The organism is Bradyrhizobium sp. CCBAU 25338, from assembly GCF_028128965.1.
In the GTDB taxonomy this organism is placed as follows: Bacteria; Pseudomonadota; Alphaproteobacteria; order Rhizobiales; family Xanthobacteraceae; genus Bradyrhizobium; species Bradyrhizobium liaoningense.
Genome location: NZ_LFKY01000042.1, coordinates 616357 through 632512, shown reverse-complemented (window position 1 = coordinate 632512; position 16156 = coordinate 616357). Strand labels below are relative to the sequence as shown.

Here is a 16156-nt window from a genome sequence, read left to right as displayed (position 1 = left end):
TCAAATACCGCCACGTTCATCCCCCGAGGAATTTTCTCAATCTCGGAGGATGTCCGCATGCTCGCGCCATCGGGCGAACTGCTGCGCGCCGGCATGGCGCTCAAGCTCAATCACGTCAAACGCGCCGCCCAATCCTATTTGCGTGACCAGACCAGCCACGCAACCGGAAAGGTGACATCCTACGCGGTGGCCGGCGGACTGTTTGCGGTCGCGGGCCTGTTCGTTGTCGCAGCTTTTTTCGTCGGACTGATCGCCCTGTACCGCTGGATCGCGATCAGTTACGGCCAATTCTGGGGTTTTGGTGCCGTCGGCGCCCTGCTGCTGGCGCTGGCTGCGGTCTGTGCCGGGGTGGCAATGGCGCAGATGAAACGCAAGGCCAAGCCGATCGTGCCGCTTGCGAGCCGTCTGCGCGTCGCGATCGCGACGCCGCGGATCCCACGTGGAACGGTCAAGCAGGCGGTGAAGGAGGTCGCAACGACGATTCCCCTCGTGCCGCTAGCGCCGGGTGAGCGCGGTCATGGCAGCAAAGGTTATGACAGCAAGGCTTGGCCGGTCCGCGCCAACCGCCCCGTGCAACTTGGCCTGATGCTCGCAGCCGTCGGCCTGGTCGGGCTGACGGCCGTCCGCCGGCGGCGCCACAGGCAAAGCCTCGAGGCGTGATGCTGGTGCGTCGCTCCGAGCAGATCGATTCCTGGCTGCTGGTGGCGGCGACGGCCGTCTTCGTGCTGACGGCGGAGCGCTACATTCAGGACTCGGGCCTGATCCGGTCGGGGCCCCCGCAAGACCACCGCAAAGGCGAAGCGAATTCACCGGAAACGCACCCGGCCGGTGCGGCGACGCAGCCCGGCCGGGGCCGCCATGCGAAGAGCCCGTTCACGATCCCCTGGGCGGGTTGGAAGGATATCTTCTGGCGGACCTATCAGCGCATCGACGACGATCGCCTGCTCGCGACGGCGGGCGGCGTCGTCTTCTTCGGGCTGCTCGCCATCTTCCCCGCCGTCACGGCGCTCGTCTCCTCCTATGGCCTGTTCGCCAATCCGGCGACGATCAGCGCCAACCTCCACACGCTTGCGACCATGCTGCCCGAGGGCTCGTACCAGATCGTCGAGGATCAGGTCGCGCGCGTGGTGTCGAACGGCAACACCACGCTGGGTGTCACGTTCCTGTTCGGCCTGCTGCTTGCGATCTGGAGCGCCAATGCCGGTGTCAAGGCGATCCTCGACGCCCTCAACGTCGCCTATGAGGAACGCGAGAAGCGCAGCTTCATCCGGCTGAACATGGTCTCGCTGGCATTTACCGTCGGCGGCATCGTGGCGCTGCTGTTGATGGTGGGGGCCGTGGTCGCCTTCCCGCTTGCGCTCAATCATCTCGGCATGGCGCCTGAAAGCAAGCTGGTCGTGGCGCTGGCACGATGGCCGCTCCTGTTCCTGATCCTGCTCGTCGCACTCGCCATCCTCTACCGCTTCGCTCCCAGCCGTGACGCGCCGCGCTGGCAATGGCTGAGCCTCGGCGCCGTGACGGCCGCGATCCTCTGGATCGCCGGTTCAGCCCTGCTCTCCTGGTACCTCTCGGAATTCGCCAATTACAACGCGACCTACGGCTCTCTGGGCGCTGCGATCGGCCTGATGATGTGGATGTGGATGTCGGCGATCGTCATCATGTTCGGCGCCGAGCTGAATTCGGAGATCGAGCGGCAGACGCTGCGCGACACAACCACCGGGCGACCAAAACCGCTCGGCAGCCGCGAAGCCGTCTCGGCCGACACGGTCGGCGCCACCGCGCCATTTTGATCGGTGGCGGTCAGGCCGGAGCCGGCCCGACCGCATCTCGGACTATCAGCGCTTGGTGATCACGGCTTCCAGATATTCGCTGTGCACCACGATCGTGCCGTCGTCGGCGTGGTTGAACTCCCCGAGCAGCGCCAGCAGATCGCGCTTCAGCGCGGCCTGGCCGTTCTCGTCGAGCGCGGCAAACGCCTTCAGCGTAGGCCCGTAGAAGGTCTTGAAGATGTCGAGCCAGTGGTCCGGCGAGCGATAGCGGAACACGAACATGCGTGGCTCGGCGACAATCTCGGAAGCCTGGCTTCCGAACATCTCGTCCAGCCGCGCAGCCGTGCCCCACAGCGCCGGAGACTTCACCCCCGCCGGCGGCGGCAAATGCTTGCCGATCGTCTTGAACAGCTGGCCGATGAAACCTTGTGGCGTCCAGTTGGCGAGGCCGATTTTGCCGCCGGATCTGCAGACCCGCGCGAGCTCGGAGGCGGCCTTGTCCTGATCCGGCGTGAACATCACGCCGAAGGTCGAGAGCACGACGTCGTAGCTGGCATCGGCAAACGGCAACGCTTCGGCATCCGCCTCGCGGAACTCGACCATGAGGTGTTCGGCCGCCGCGCGCTCGCGCCCGCGCTTGAGCAATGCCGGCACGTAGTCGGTAGATGTGACGTCACACCAGCGCCGCGCCGCGGCCAGCGTCGCATTGCCGTTGCCGGCGGCGACGTCGAGCACCTTGCTGCCGGCGCGCAAGTCGATTGCCTCACAGAGCTGTTCGCCGACGATCTGCAAGGTGGTGCCGACAACGGCATAGTCGCCCGACGACCAGGCGCCGTGCTGGCGCTGCTTGACGGCGGCAAGATCAGGTTGGGCTACGGTTGGCTTCAGCGCTGCGGATGTCGACATGGGCAATCTCCTGCGGTTGAAAACGCCGGGACGATAGGGCGCATGCGGCCCGCTGGCCTTGAGAGCGGCGTTATTTTACGCTGAGAACGCCTTGATTTCCCGACGGGAGCCGAGGAGAACGCGTGACATTTCAGTTTGAGGATTTCCTGCTCGATCCCGAGCGCCGCGAATTGCGGCACGCGGACACGCTCGTCGCGCTCGAACCCCAGGTGTTTGATCTCCTGACCCACCTCGTCCGCAACCGCGACCGCGTGGTGACACGGGACAACCTGCTCGACGCGGTCTGGAACGGCCGCATTGTTTCGGACTCGACGCTAACCAGCCGGATCAACGCGGCGCGCCGTGCGGTCGGCGATTCCGGCGAGGCGCAGCGGCTGATCCGCACGGTCGCGCGCAAGGGCGTGCGCTTCATCGGCGAGGTGTCCGAACTCTCCGCCGCCGCGAGACCGGCTGCTGCGAGCCCGCCGTCCGAGGCAGCTCCAACAGGGCTGCCACTTCCCGACCGTCCCGCGATCGCGGTGCTGCCCTTCACCAATATGAGCGGCGAGGCCGAGCAGGATTATTTCTCCGACGGCATCAGCGAGGATATCATCACCGCGCTTTCGAAGCTGCGCTGGTTCTTCGTCATCGCGCGCAACTCCTCCTTCATCTACAAGGGTCGCGCAGTTCACCTCCGCCGGATCGCCGAAGAGCTCGGCGTGCGCTATGTCGTTGAAGGCAGCGTCCGCAAGGACGGCGATCGCGTCCGCATCACCGCGCAGCTCAACGACGTCGCCAGCGGCAGCCATCTCTGGGCCGAACGCTATGATCGCGAGCTCGCCGACGTCTTCGCGGTGCAGGACGAGATCACCGAACGCATCGTTGCCGCCATCGAGCCGCAGCTCTATGCCGCGGAGAGTTTTCACGCGGAACGCAAGCCGCCCGACAGCATGGACGCCTGGGACCTCGTGATGCGCGCGCTCTCGCATTACTGGCGGGTGACGCGGCAGGATCATGTCGTCGCACAAGCGCTGCTCGAGAAGGCCATCTCGCTCGATCCAAACTACGGCAAGGCGCTCGGCCTGCTCGGCACCAGCTATATGTTCACGGCGCATATGGGCTGGATGGAGATGGCCGCGGCGGTATTCCTCGCCGAGCGCGCGGCGCGGGCGGCGATCCGCGCCGATGACGAGGACGCTTGGGCGCACAACGCACTGGGCCATGTGCATCTGTTCGCACGCCGGTTCGAGCATTCGCTGGCCGAGTTCGAGGCGGCGTTACGGCTCAATCCGAACTTCGCGCTGGCCCAGGGCTACCATGGGCTGGCGCTGAGCTATTGTGGCCGCTGGCAGGATGCCGAAGAGGCCGCGCGCCGGGCGATCCGCCTCAGCCCGCGCGACCCATATGCGCCGGTCTATTTCGGCATCGCCGCCTATGCCCGCTTCCTTGGCGGTGACTATGCTGAGGCGATCCGGCTTGCGCAGGAGGCCTTGCGCCAACGCAGCGACTTCGTCGGCGCACACCGGGTGCTGACCGCGGCCGCCGGCATGGACGGGCAGATGGAGATGGCCCATGCGGCCCTGAAGGAACTCCGCCGCGCCCAGCCGAACGTCTCGCTTGCCTGGATCGCCGAGTTCATGCCGATCAAGCTCGCCCCTGACCGCGACCGCTACCTCGAAGGCTTTCGCCGGGCGGGCCTGACATAGGCCGCGAGACAGTCACTATCCCCTCGAATCAACAATGATGCTAGGGTCACGCATTGCTTGGGGGAGCATGAGGCGCGACGGGTTGGAGCGCGACCCGTGTTTTCCCGGTGAGGCAGTCAGCTCTTGAGGCATACGCGCGGCATGATTCGCATTTCGACGATCTTCATCGCCATCTGCATGGTCCTGGTCGCGGCCTCGCTCGGGCTCGTGCTGTATTCGGTCGCCGGCATCAGCGGAACGGAATCGGCCATCGTCGCGCTGACGGCGCTGACGTTCCTGATCCTCTACAATGCGGTGTCGATGCGGCTGCGCGACCGCAGCGACGTCGGCGGCCAGATCGCCGACCTCTCGCGGGGCACCGCCGACCTCGCCCGCCAGGTGGCCGAGTTCGGGCGCCGGCTTGCCGCGATCGAGGGTCGCATCGCCTCGTCCAATTCGGCCAACTCCGACCGCGTCCAGTCGGTCATCGGCGAGATCAACGAACTCGGCGGATTGGTCAGGCAGCTTGCCACCACCGTGTCGGCCCATGAGGATCTGCTGGCCGGCAACGCGCCGGCTCCCGCCCCGGTCACGAGGTCTGAGCCGGAGACGCCGATCGATCTGGCTGCCCCCTTCGAGGAGAAGCCGGTCGCCGCTCCCCCGCTGCCCGCGCCGCCCCGGCCGGCACCGGCGGTCCAGGCCCAGCCCGCCAACCCGGTTCAAACCGGCAACGGACGCAGCCAGACCCAGTTGCTGGCGACGCTGCGCAATGCAATCGACGAGAACCGCATCGACATATTCCTGCAGCCGATGGTGACGCTGCCGCAGCGCAAGGTGCGGTTCTACGAGGCGGTGACGCGCCTGCGCGACGAGCGCGACCAGCTGATCACCGCCGAGGAGTTCATCAGCATCGCGGAAGCCTCCGGCCTGATCGGGCGCATCGACAACATGGTGATGCTGCGCTGCGTGCAGGTGCTGCGGCGCCTGATGGTGCGCAACAAGGACGTCGGCGTGTTCTGCAACCTCGCAGCCTCCACGCTCGGCAATTCCACCACCTTCGCGCAATGCCTCGACTTCCTCGAAGCCAACCGGGCGCTGGCGCCCTCCCTGGTGCTGGAGTTCAAGCAGTCGACGTTCCGCAATCTCGGCCCCGCCGAGACCGAGAATCTCGCGGCGCTCGCCCAGCGCGGCTTCCGTTTCTCGATCGACCATGTCACGGATCTGCGCATCGAGCCGCGCGAACTGGCCGATCGCGGGGTACGCTTCATCAAGGTGCCGGCCACGCTGCTGCTCGATCCCAGGCAGGCCTCGACCTCGGACATCCACCCCTCCGATCTCTCCGACCTGCTCGGCCGCTTCGGCATCGACCTGATCGCCGAGCGGATCGAAGGCGAGCGCGCGGTGGTCGACCTGCTCGACTACGATGTGCGCTTCGGACAGGGGTTCCTGTTCGCGCCGCCGCGGCCATTGCGGCCGGAGGGGGCATCTGCTACCGCCGGGGCCCCGCCGAACCAGACGAAAGACATTCAGGGACCTCATGGCTCCGGCACACCCAGCTCAGGCGCGACGTCTTCCGCGCCTCCGCCACAACGCATCACCGGCAACGCGGCGCTCGCGCGCCGCATCTGATCGGCCGCGCAGATCATGACCACGCTGCATTTTGCCGAAGGCCTGCGCGAGCTCGTGGGCGGTGTGGACGTCGTGCTCAGCGACATCTGGGGCGTGGTCCATAACGGGCTGGAATCCTTCCCCGAAGCCTGCGAGGCGCTGCACACCTATCGCAGCCGCGGCGGTACGGTGATCCTGATCACCAACGCGCCGCGCCCGGCCGACTCCGTGCAGCGGCAATTGCGCAAGCTCGGTGTCCCCGATGAGACCTATGACGCGATCGTATCTTCAGGCGACCTGACAAGGCTCTATGTCGCCGAGCATCCCGGCCGCAAGATGTTCTGGCTCGGCCCCGAGCGCGACAACTCGATCTACCGCGGCCTCGATGCGGTGACCGCGCCGCTGGAGGAAGCCGACTACATCGTCTGCACGGGCCTCTATGACGACGAGACCGAGACGGCGGAAGACTATCGCGGCATGATGCTGAAGGCACGCGAGCGCAAGCTGACGCTGGTCTGCGCCAACCCCGACATCGTGGTGGAACGCGGCGACCGGCTGATCTATTGCGCCGGCGCGATCGCGGAGCTCTACCGCGAGCTCGGCGGCGAGGTGATCTTCTACGGCAAGCCGCACCGGCCGATCTACGAGCGCGCCATGGCACTCGCCGGGGAACGCCAGGGCAACCAGATCGACCGCAAGAAGGTGCTGGCGATCGGGGATTCCGTCCGCACCGACCTGACCGGCGCGCGCGAATTCGGCATCGACTGCCTGTTCGTGACCCGCGGCATCCATGCCGAGGAGTTCGAGGGTCTTGACCAGCTCGACCCGACGTCGGTCATGGAATTGTTCGGCCACCCGCCGAAGGCGCTGATGCGCGAATTGAAGTGGTAGAAAATGCTGTGCCCCGGACGCAGCGCGAAGCGCTGCAGAGCCGGGGTCCAGAAGCCGCAAGTGATATCGTGGATAGACTGGGTCCCGGCTCAGCGTCGCGTCACTGGCGTGCCGCTCCTTGTCCGGGACACCAAAGCGCTTACGCGCTCGCCATGTCCGGGAAGACCGCCTCGATCTTGGTCTTCAGCGTCGCCGCATTGAACGGCTTGACGATGTAGTTGTTCACGCCGGCCTTCTTGGCCGCGATCACGTTCTCGGTCTTGGATTCTGCCGTGATCATGATGAAAGGCGTGGTGGCGAGGTTCGGATCCGCGCGGACTTCGCGCAGGAGGTCGTAACCCGTCATCGGCTCCATGTTCCAGTCGGAGATCACGAGCCCGTACTTCTTGCCACGCATCTTGTTCAGCGCTGCCGAACCGTCGCTGGCATCATCGATGTTCTCGAAGCCAAGCTGCTTCAGCAGATTCCGGATGATACGGATCATGGTGCTGTAGTCATCTACCACCAGAACCGGCATCGACAAATCAACCGCCATCTCGACTCCCCCAACGCAAACCCAGGAATATTAGGATCAGACCTGCCAAGCCGGAGCCCGGCAGTTCCACGCCTCAAGGACTAGCATCAAGGCGTTAAACAGCGCGTTAATTGCGGGCATCGCCAAAGGACTGAAATCGTGTTCAATCTCTGCGCTCCCCCCGCTTGACTCCGTCAGGCCGGTCGCGCCACGGTCCGGGCCGGTCCTGCCCGGTTCGAGAATTTCCCCTGATGGCTCCGCCTTTTACCGTTATCCGCGACACAACGCCGGATTCCGCGATTCCGAGGGGCGCCGTGGTCGCCATGGGCAATTTCGACGGCGTTCATCTTGGCCATCGCGCCGTGATCGCGGCAGCGCTGGAGATGGGCCGAACGCATGGCCGCCCTGCACTGGCATTGACCTTCGAGCCGCATCCGCGGCGGTTTTTCAGCCCCAACACCCCGCAATTCCGCCTGACGGACGAGCGGGCCAAGCTGCGGCTGTTGGCCGGCACCGGGCTGGCCGGCGCCGTGGTCATGACCTTCGACAAGGCGCGTGCCGGAACCAGCGCGCAAGATTTCATTCACCATGACCTGATCGGGCGCCTCGGCGTCAGCGGCATCGCGGTCGGTTACGACTTCCATTTCGGCAAGGGGCGGGTCGGCTCGCCGGGCCTTCTCGTCAACGAGGCGCCGCGGCTCGGCATCGAGGTCGACGTGCAACCGCATGTCGATATCGACGAGCGGCCCGTCTCCTCCAGCGCGATCCGGATCGCCCTCGCCGAGGGCCAGCTCGACGACGCGACCACCATGCTGGGCGCACCCTGGTTCATTACGGGCGAGGTCATCCATGGCGAAAAGCGCGGCCGCGACCTCGGCTATCCCACCGCCAACATTCGCCTGGACGCCAATTGCGGGCTCAAGCACGGCATCTACGCGGTGCGGGTCGGCCGCGGTGCCGAACGTCTGGACGGGGTGGCCAGCTTCGGCCGCCGTCCGACCTTCGACAATGGCGCCCCGCTCCTGGAGATCTTCCTGTTCGACTTCAAGGGCGACCTCTACGGGCAGCTGCTCGACTGCGCCTTCATCGGCTTCATCCGCGAAGAGCTGAAATTCGACAGCCTGGAGGCCCTGATCCGCCAGATGGACGACGATTCCGCCCGCGCCCGCGCCATCCTGGCCGGCGCCCCGGACGCGTTTCCGAGGCTGGGCGTGATCGATTGAGCCCGAAACCGGGCCACCCGAACCTTTGCGCTTCCCTTAGCCCCCTGCTATGGAGAGCCCATGTTTGCGCGGCGCATCATAGGGATTAGCGGCCCGGCTTCCGCCTGAGCCTTTGGCTCGGCGCAAGACCGGGATTTTGTCGTTTCACTCCCGCGATTCCGCATCGCCATCCGTTCCCGCGCCCTTCCGAGCCAGTCAGCCTCATGTCCGAAAAGCCGCAGAAGTCCCAAAAGTCTGAAGCCAAAGACTATTCGAAAACCCTATTCCTGCCGCAGACCGAATTCCCGATGCGTGCCGGCCTGCCGCAGCGCGAGCCGGAGATCCTCAAGCGCTGGTACGAGATCGGCCTCTACGAAAAGCTGCGCCAAGCTGCGAAGGGCCGCGCCAAGTTCGTGCTGCATGACGGCCCGCCCTACGCCAACGGCAACATCCATATCGGCACGGCGCTGAACAAGATCCTGAAGGATCTCGTCACCAAGAGCCAGCAGATGCTCGGCTTCGACTCCAACTACGTGCCGGGCTGGGACTGCCACGGCCTGCCGATCGAGTGGAAGGTCGAGGAGGAGCACTACCGCAAGAAGGGCAAGCAGAAGCCCGACTTCCGCGACAGCGCTGCAATGATCGATTTCCGGAAAGAGTGCCGCGCCTATGCCACGCACTGGCTCGGCGTCCAGCGCGAGGAGTTCAAGCGCCTGGGGGTGATCGGCGACTGGGACCATCCCTACGCCACCATGAGCTATCCCGCCGAAGCCCAGATCGCACGGGAGCTGATGAAGTTCGCCGCCAACGGCACGCTCTATCGCGGCTCCAAGCCGGTGATGTGGAGCGTGGTCGAGAAGACCGCGCTGGCCGAAGCCGAAGTGGAGTACGAGGACCACACCTCCGATACGGTGTGGGTGAAATTCCCGGTGACCTCGCCCGCGCACGGTGCGCTCGCCTCCGCAAGCATCGTGATCTGGACCACCACGCCATGGACGCTGCCCGGCAACCGCGCCATCTCGTTCTCGCCGAAGATCGCCTACGGCCTCTACAAGGTGACGGAGGCGCCCGCCGACAATTGGGCCAAGACCGGCGATCTCCTGATCCTCGCCGACGCGCTCGCGGAAGAAGTCTTCAAGCAGGCGCGCGTGACGGCTTTTGAGAAGGTCCGCGAGGTCCCCGGCGACACCATGGACGCGATCGAATGCGCTCATCCGCTGAAGGGCCTTGGCGGCGGCTATGACTTCGTCGTGCCGCTGCTGCCCGGCGACCATGTCACCGATGACACCGGCACCGGCTTCGTACACACGGCGCCCGGCCATGGCCGCGAGGACTTCGATGTCTGGACGGCGCAGGCGCGCGATCTCGATGCGCGCGGCATCAACACCGCGATCCCCTACACCGTCGACGAGAACGGCGCCTACACCGATCATGCGCCGGGTTTTGCCGGCAAGCGCGTCATCAACGACAAGGGCGAGAAGGGCGATGCCAACGAGGCCGTGATCAAGGCGCTCGTCGACAGAGGCATGCTGCTCGCGCGCGGCCGGCTGAAACATCAATACCCGCACTCCTGGCGATCCAAGAAGCCGGTGATCTTCCGCAATACGCCGCAATGGTTCATCGCGATGGACAAGCCGATTGTGGACGCCCCGGGCAAAGCCGGGGCTACGGACATCGCGATGGGCGGCAAGACGAAGAGCGGCGACACGCTGCGCGCCCGCGCGCTGCACGCGATCTCGGTGACACAATGGGTGCCGCCATCGGGCGAGAACCGCATCAACGGAATGATCGAGGCGCGGCCGGACTGGGTGATCTCGCGCCAGCGCGCCTGGGGCGTGCCGATCGCCGTGTTCGTGCGCGAGAAGGGCGACGGCTCCGCCGAAATCCTCCAGGACGAGGCCGTCAATGCGCGCATCGGTGAAGCGTTCGAGAAAGAAGGCGCCGACGCATGGTACGCGAAGGGAGCGCGCGAGCGCTTCCTCGGGACCCGCGCGAACGAAGACTGGCAGAAGGTCGACGACATCCTCGACGTCTGGTTCGATTCCGGCTCGACCCACGCCTTCGTGCTCGAAGACCCCGTGCATTTCCCGGGCCTCGCCGGCATCAAGCGCAAGGTCGACGGCGGCACCGACACGGTGATGTATCTGGAAGGCTCGGACCAGCACCGCGGCTGGTTCCACTCCTCGCTGCTGGAAAGCTGCGGCACGCGCGGACGCGCGCCCTACGACATCGTGCTGACCCACGGCTTCACCCAGGCCGAGGACGGCCGCAAGATGTCTAAATCGCTCGGCAACACCATCGAGCCGCAGGCCGTCATCAAGGAGTCCGGCGCCGACATCTTGAGGCTCTGGGTCGCATCCAGCGACTACACCGACGACCAGCGCATCGGCCCCGAGATCCTGAAGAACACCGTCGAGACCTATCGCAAGCTGCGCAACACCGTGCGCTGGATGCTGGGCACCCTGCATCACTACAAGCCGGCCGACGCCGTCGCGCCCGCCGAGATGCCCGAGCTGGAGCGCCTGATGCTGCACGAGCTCGCGGTGCGCGCCGCCGCGATCGGCAAGGCCTATCGGGAGTTCGACTACAAGAGCGTGGTCGCGATCCTGTCCGCCTTCCTGAACAGCGAGCTCTCCGCGTTCTACTTCGACATCCGCAAGGACACGCTCTATTGCGATCCGCCCTCTTCGCTGACGCGCAAGGCGGCGCTGACGACCATCGACCTGTTGTGCGCCTCGATCCTGAAATGGCTGGCGCCGATCCTCAGCTTCACCGCGGAGGAAGGCTGGCGCATGTACCGGCCCAACGCAGAGGCGTCCGTGCATCTGACGCTGTTCCCGACCGATCTCGAAGACCTGCGCGACGACAGGCTCGCCGCGAAATGGGAGACGATCCGCAACGTCCGCCGCGTCGTCACCGGGGCGCTCGAGCTCGAACGCGCCGCCAAGAACATCGGCTCCTCGCTCGAAGCCTCGCCGGTGATCTATGTCGCCGACCGCGACAGGCTAATGACGCTGTTCGACACCGATCTCGCCGAGATCTGCATCACCTCGAACTACGAGGTGCGGGAGGGCGAGGCGCCGGCCTCGGCGTTCCGTCTCGATGCCGTGCCCGGCGTTGCGGTCGTGGTGGAGAAGGCGGTCGGCACCAAATGCGCCCGCTCCTGGAAGATTTCGCCGATGGTCGGCGAAGACCCCGAATACCCCGACGTCACCCCGCGCGACGCGAAGGCGCTGCGCGAATGGAAGGCGCTGGGGGTGAGCGTCTGATCCCGGACCATGACCCCGTTCCGCGCCGGCATCCTCTCAGCCCTGGTCACACTCGTGGCCGACCAGGCCTCGAAGCTGTGGCTCTTGAACGTGTTCGACCTCGCCCATCGCGGCGCGGTGCGGGTGACGCCGTTCTTCGACCTGGTGCTGGCCTGGAACATCGGAATCAGCTTCGGCTGGCTCCAGAACGACAGCCAGGCAGCGCAGCTCGCGCTGATGGCCGTCAAAGGTATCGCGGTGGTGGCGCTGGCGATCTGGATGGCCCGCTCGCACACGGTGCTGGCTACGATCGCGCTTGGCCTGATCATCGGCGGCGCCATCGGTAACGGCATCGACCGCCTGGCCTATGGCGCCGTGGTGGATTTCGCCCTGTTCCACATCGAGATCGCCGGAAAAACCTATAATTGGTATGTGTTTAACCTCGCGGACGTGGCCATCGTTGCTGGGGTGGCGGCGCTATTGTATGATTCTTTCTTGGGGGTACCCGCCGCAAAAGCGCCCTGATCCCGGCCGATACGGACCCGGCGGTGGAACCCGGCCTTTGCGAGGATGAGAGCCGCGTCCGCGCGGCGATCTGCCACAATATGGAACAGGTAAAGTAATGCGCAGCGCGATGACCAGCGATTCGATGGTGCGAGACCCCCGGTGGGGGCTCTGGCGGGCATTGAAATTGTCCGCTGTCGCACTTGGCATCGGTCTCGTCATGTCGACCGGCGCGGCCCGCGCCGGTGACGACGACGAGGAAGACGATATGACCTTCGAAGAGAGGCTCATCGACAATCTGATGTCCGGCATCGGCGCCAAGAGCATGGAAAAGAAGGGCATCGAATACCGCGAGCGCTCACCGCTGGTCGTGCCGCCCAAGCTCGATCTGCCGCCGCCTGCGACCGAAGCCAAGGCCGCGCCGAACTGGCCCAAGGACCCCGAAGAAAAGCGCCGCAAGGAAGCCATCGCCGCGCGCAAGAAGGCCAACAAGGTGCAGGAAAGCTGGCAGGCGGCCCAGCCGCTGACCCCTGCCGAGATGAAGGCCGGCCAGGTCGCGGCAGCGCCTCGCACCAGCAACGATCCGATTCAGCCGGGCACCAACGGCAACCCCTCGCTGAGCCCCGCCGAACTCGGTTTCACCGGCGGTCTGTGGAACATGATGAAGGGCGGCAACAGCTCCGAGTCCAAGGAGTTCACGTCGGAGCCGCCGCGCCAGTCGCTGGTCGAGCCGCCGCCGGGCTACCAGACGCCGTCGCCGAACTACGCCTATGGCGCCGGGCCGGACAAGTCACGGCGGATGTATTACGACATCATGTCCGGCAAGGAGAAGGAACAATAGCGTTCCTGTCCACTGCGACATCCTGACAAAAGCGAGGCCGGCGCCGGCGCCTCCCTGCGCGCCCGGCGCAGCCGTAAATTGCCTATCAGTAACTTGCCTACGAGATGCGTTCTCTGCTTCGTGACGCGAAGCCTCAGCCGCACGGTGTAGCATGCCGTGCCTCCGAGCCGGACATCCGGGCTCGGCCTTTCAAAAGGATCATGATGTCCTCTTACCGATCGGCTGCCTGCCTCCTTGCCGCGCTGCTTTCGACGAGTGTCCTCTCAGCCGGCACGTCCCTCGCCCAGACCACGGTAACTTCGGCTCCGCCAGCCAGCTTCACGCTCAGCAACGGCATGCAGGTGGTGGTAATCCCCGATCACCGCACGCCCGTCGTCACCGAGATGATCTGGTACAAGGTCGGCTCGGCGGACGAGACGCCAGGCAAATCCGGGCTCGCGCACTTCCTCGAGCACCTGATGTTCAAGGGCACCTCGAAGCATCCGGCCGGAGAATTTTCCCAGACCGTGCTTCGCGTCGGCGGCAACGAGAACGCCTCGACCTCGGTCGACTACACCAATTACTACCAGCGTGTGCCGAAAGAGCAGTTGCCGACCATGATGGAGTTCGAGGCCGACCGCATGACGGGCCTCGTCCTCAAGGACGAGAACGTGCTGCCCGAGCGCGACGTCGTGCTCGAAGAGTACAACATGCGCGTCGCCAACAATCCGGATGCGCGGCTGAACGAGCAGATCATGGCCGCGCTCTATCTCAACCATCCCTACGGGCGTCCGGTGATCGGCTGGCATCAGGAGATCGAAAAGCTCGATCGCGAGGATGCGCTTGCCTTCTATCGCCGCTTTTATGCGCCGAACAACGCGATCCTGGTGATCGCCGGTGACGTCGACGCCGCCGAAATCCGCCCGCTGGTCGAACGCAATTTCGGCTCCATCCCGGCGCAGCCCGCGATCCCGGCACGCCGCGTCCGTCCGCAGGAGCCGGAGCCCGCCGCCCCGCGCACGGTCACGCTGGCCGACCCGCGCGTCGAGCAGCCGAGCATGCGGCGCTACTATCTGGTGCCCTCCGCGACCACGGCGGCAGCCGGCGAGAGCGCGGCCCTCGACGTGCTGGCGCAGCTGATGGGCAGCGGCAGCAATTCCTATCTCTACCGCGCGCTCGTCGTCGACAAGCCGCTCGCGGTTTCCGCCAACGCCAGCTATTCGAGCATCTCGCTCGACCCGACCCAGTTCGCGATCTCGGCCGCGCCGAGGTCCGGCGTCAGCTTCGCAGAAGTGGAGCAGGCGGTCGACGGCGTCATTGCCAGCGTTGCACAGAACCCGATCCGCGCCGAGGATCTGGAACGCGTGAAGACCCAGCTCATCGCCGAGGCGATCTATGCCCAGGACAACCAGGCGGTGCTGGCGCGCTGGTACGGCGGCGCGCTGACCACGGGCCTGTCTATCGAGGACATCAGGAGCTGGCCCGACCGTATCCGCGCCGTCACCGCCGAGCAGGTTCGCGCCGTCGCGCAGAAATGGCTCGAGAAGAAGCGCTCGGTAACGGGCTATCTGATCAAGGACACCGCTGCCGCCAAGCGCGAGGAGAAGCGTTCGTGACCTATCCCTTCTTTCGACGCGTTGCATTCTCCCTTGCCACCGGCGCGACGTTCGCGCTCGCCGCAATCTCGCCGTCACATGCCGCTGCAAAAATCCAGCACCTGATCTCGCCCGGCGGCATCGAAGCCTGGTTCGTGCAGGACGCGACCGTGCCGCTGATCGCGATGGAATATTCCTTCGCCGGCGGCTCGTCCCAGGACCCGAAAGACAAGCCGGGCGTCGCCAATCTGGTCGGCGATCTCCTCGACGAAGGCTCCGGCGATCTCGACTCCAAGACGTTCCATGAACGGCTCGACCGCCGTGCCATCGAGCTTTCCTTCAACGCCACACGCGATACGTTTCGCGGCAGCCTGCGCATGCTGCGCGACAACAAGGACGAGGCCTTCGACCTGCTCAGGGGCGCGCTGACCTCGCCGCATTTCAACACCGCCGACGTCGAACGCATCCGCTCGCAGGTCATCTCGGGCCTGCGCCGCGAGACCACCAACCCGACCTCGCTGGCGAGCCGCAAGTTCCTGGAAGTCGCCTTCGGCGAGCATCCTTACGGCCGGCAGACCAACGGCAACCTCGACAGCGTGCCGACCATCACGGTCGCCGACATGAGGGACTATGTCGGCCGCGTCCTCGCCAAGGACGGGCTGAAGATCGCGGTCGTCGGCGACGTCGATCCGGCGACCCTGGGCAAGCTGCTCGACCACACATTCGGCAGCCTGCCTGCCAAGGCCAATCTGACGCCGGTTCCCGACGTCGAGGCTGCGAAGCCGCCGCAACGCACCTTCGTGACGCTCGACGTGCCGCAGACCGTGATCACCTTCGGCGGCCCCGGGGTGAAGCGCAGCGATCCGAACTTCATGGCGGCCTATGTCGTCAACCACATCCTCGGCGGCGGCGGCTTGTCCTCCCGGCTCTATCGCGAGGTCCGCGAGAAGCGCGGACTGGCCTATTCGGTGTTCGAATCGCTGCTTTGGATGGAGCATTCGGCGATCTTCATCGGCAACACCGGCACGCGCGCCGACCGCGCCGGCGACACCATCGACGCCATCGAGAAGGAGGTGCGCCGCATGGCCGAGGAGGGCCCGACGCAGAAGGAGCTCGACGAGGCCAAGTCCTACCTCAAGGGCTCGCAGATGCTGGCGCTCGACACCTCTTCCAAGCTGGCACAGGCGCTGCTGCAGTATCAGCAGGACAAGCTGCCGATCGACTATATCGAGAAGCGCAACGCCATCGTCGACGCCGTGACGCTGGACGACGCCAAGGCGGCCGCCAAGCGCCTCTGGGGCCAGGGGCTGCTGACCGTCATTGTCGGCCGCGCCCCGCAGGCCGCGGCCCAACCCGCGGCTGCGACGCCGAAGTCGAACTGATCTCTTCTCCCTACGCGTCCTGAATGGCCGGGCTCTCCCCGGCCATTTGCGTT

At 65.7% G+C, this 16156-nt stretch carries 13 protein-coding genes; 11 read left to right on the top strand and 2 right to left on the bottom strand.

Features of this window, described 5'->3' with window-relative positions; genetic code table 11:
- The first annotated feature begins 57 nt into the window (after nucleotides 1-57).
- Together ACM42_RS32745 and ACM42_RS32740 are read left to right on the top strand one after the other, a co-directional pair.
- Nucleotides 58-660, top strand: a complete 603-nt coding sequence (locus tag ACM42_RS32745) for a phage holin family protein (RefSeq protein ID WP_271532004.1) — start codon at nucleotides 58-60, stop codon at nucleotides 658-660.
- Nucleotides 660-1790: a YihY/virulence factor BrkB family protein gene (locus ACM42_RS32740; RefSeq protein ID WP_271532002.1), complete on the top strand. Its 1131-nt coding sequence runs from the start codon at nucleotides 660-662 to the stop codon at nucleotides 1788-1790. Before ACM42_RS32745 ends, ACM42_RS32740 begins: the two co-directional genes overlap by 1 nt.
- A gap of 45 nt (nucleotides 1791-1835) precedes the next feature.
- On the opposite strand, the gene ACM42_RS32735 is transcribed toward ACM42_RS32740, so the two are convergent.
- A complete protein-coding gene (locus tag ACM42_RS32735) occupies nucleotides 1836-2675 on the bottom strand; it encodes a class I SAM-dependent methyltransferase (protein WP_271532001.1) in 840 nt (279 codons plus the stop codon).
- Nucleotides 2676-2797: 122 nt separating this feature from the next.
- On the opposite strand from ACM42_RS32735, the gene ACM42_RS32730 reads away from it, so the two are divergent.
- The 3 genes from ACM42_RS32730 to ACM42_RS32720 all read left to right on the top strand — a co-directional run bounded on the left by ACM42_RS32730 (nucleotide 2798) and on the right by ACM42_RS32720 (nucleotide 6838).
- On the top strand, nucleotides 2798-4360 hold the full coding sequence (locus ACM42_RS32730; protein WP_271532000.1) for a winged helix-turn-helix domain-containing tetratricopeptide repeat protein: 1563 nt from the start codon (nucleotides 2798-2800) through the stop codon (nucleotides 4358-4360).
- Between the two features lie 141 nt (nucleotides 4361-4501).
- Nucleotides 4502-5968 (top strand): EAL domain-containing protein, encoded by a 1467-nt coding sequence (locus ACM42_RS32725; protein ID WP_271531998.1) that lies wholly within the window; start codon nucleotides 4502-4504, stop codon nucleotides 5966-5968.
- 15 nt (nucleotides 5969-5983) lie between these two features.
- Nucleotides 5984-6838 carry a TIGR01459 family HAD-type hydrolase gene (locus ACM42_RS32720; protein WP_271531996.1) on the top strand — a complete coding sequence of 285 codons (855 nt, stop codon included), beginning with the start codon at nucleotides 5984-5986 and terminating at the stop codon, nucleotides 6836-6838.
- Nucleotides 6839-6977: 139 nt separating this feature from the next.
- Here ACM42_RS32720 and ACM42_RS32715 read toward each other — a convergent pair whose 3' ends face one another.
- Nucleotides 6978-7373: a response regulator gene (locus ACM42_RS32715; protein WP_008567674.1), complete on the bottom strand. Its 396-nt coding sequence runs from the start codon at nucleotides 7371-7373 to the stop codon at nucleotides 6978-6980.
- Nucleotides 7374-7603: 230 nt separating this feature from the next.
- On the opposite strand from ACM42_RS32715, the gene ACM42_RS32710 reads away from it, so the two are divergent.
- The 6 genes from ACM42_RS32710 to ACM42_RS32685 all read left to right on the top strand — a co-directional run bounded on the left by ACM42_RS32710 (nucleotide 7604) and on the right by ACM42_RS32685 (nucleotide 16103).
- The gene (locus ACM42_RS32710) at nucleotides 7604-8575 is read left to right on the top strand and encodes a bifunctional riboflavin kinase/FAD synthetase (RefSeq protein WP_271531994.1); all 972 of its coding nucleotides are present in this window, start codon (nucleotides 7604-7606) and stop codon (nucleotides 8573-8575) included.
- Nucleotides 8576-8778: 203 nt separating this feature from the next.
- Nucleotides 8779-11823 (top strand): isoleucine--tRNA ligase, encoded by a 3045-nt coding sequence (ileS, locus tag ACM42_RS32705; RefSeq protein WP_271531992.1) that lies wholly within the window; start codon nucleotides 8779-8781, stop codon nucleotides 11821-11823.
- Between the two features lie 9 nt (nucleotides 11824-11832).
- Nucleotides 11833-12327 carry a signal peptidase II gene (lspA, locus tag ACM42_RS32700; RefSeq protein ID WP_271531990.1) on the top strand — a complete coding sequence of 165 codons (495 nt, stop codon included), beginning with the start codon at nucleotides 11833-11835 and terminating at the stop codon, nucleotides 12325-12327.
- A gap of 97 nt (nucleotides 12328-12424) precedes the next feature.
- Nucleotides 12425-13147: a hypothetical protein gene (locus ACM42_RS32695; RefSeq protein WP_271531988.1), complete on the top strand. Its 723-nt coding sequence runs from the start codon at nucleotides 12425-12427 to the stop codon at nucleotides 13145-13147.
- Between the two features lie 200 nt (nucleotides 13148-13347).
- Entirely contained in the window at nucleotides 13348-14742 is a 1395-nt protein-coding gene (locus tag ACM42_RS32690; RefSeq protein WP_370119273.1) for a M16 family metallopeptidase, read from the top strand.
- Nucleotides 14739-16103, top strand: coding sequence for a M16 family metallopeptidase (locus ACM42_RS32685; protein WP_271531987.1), 1365 nt, complete (start codon nucleotides 14739-14741; stop codon nucleotides 16101-16103). Before ACM42_RS32690 ends, ACM42_RS32685 begins: the two co-directional genes overlap by 4 nt.
- The last annotated feature ends 53 nt before the right edge of the window (nucleotides 16104-16156 follow it).

What these genes read in the sequence shown, in the direction of transcription:
- ACM42_RS32735 (WP_271532001.1), bottom strand. Translation starts at nt 2,675, where the DNA reads ATGTCGACATCCGCAGCGCTGAAGCCAACCGTAGCCCAACCTGATCTT.
- ACM42_RS32695 (WP_271531988.1), top strand. Translation starts at nt 12,425, where the DNA reads ATGCGCAGCGCGATGACCAGCGATTCGATGGTGCGAGACCCCCGGTGG.
- lspA (WP_271531990.1), top strand. Translation starts at nt 11,833, where the DNA reads ATGACCCCGTTCCGCGCCGGCATCCTCTCAGCCCTGGTCACACTCGTG.
- ACM42_RS32710 (WP_271531994.1), top strand. Translation starts at nt 7,604, where the DNA reads ATGGCTCCGCCTTTTACCGTTATCCGCGACACAACGCCGGATTCCGCG.
- ACM42_RS32740 (WP_271532002.1), top strand. Translation starts at nt 660, where the DNA reads ATGCTGGTGCGTCGCTCCGAGCAGATCGATTCCTGGCTGCTGGTGGCG.
- ACM42_RS32725 (WP_271531998.1), top strand. Translation starts at nt 4,502, where the DNA reads ATGATTCGCATTTCGACGATCTTCATCGCCATCTGCATGGTCCTGGTC.
- ACM42_RS32715 (WP_008567674.1), bottom strand. Translation starts at nt 7,373, where the DNA reads ATGGCGGTTGATTTGTCGATGCCGGTTCTGGTGGTAGATGACTACAGC.
- ACM42_RS32720 (WP_271531996.1), top strand. Translation starts at nt 5,984, where the DNA reads ATGACCACGCTGCATTTTGCCGAAGGCCTGCGCGAGCTCGTGGGCGGT.
- ileS (WP_271531992.1), top strand. Translation starts at nt 8,779, where the DNA reads ATGTCCGAAAAGCCGCAGAAGTCCCAAAAGTCTGAAGCCAAAGACTAT.
- ACM42_RS32690 (WP_370119273.1), top strand. Translation starts at nt 13,348, where the DNA reads ATGATGTCCTCTTACCGATCGGCTGCCTGCCTCCTTGCCGCGCTGCTT.
- ACM42_RS32745 (WP_271532004.1), top strand. Translation starts at nt 58, where the DNA reads ATGCTCGCGCCATCGGGCGAACTGCTGCGCGCCGGCATGGCGCTCAAG.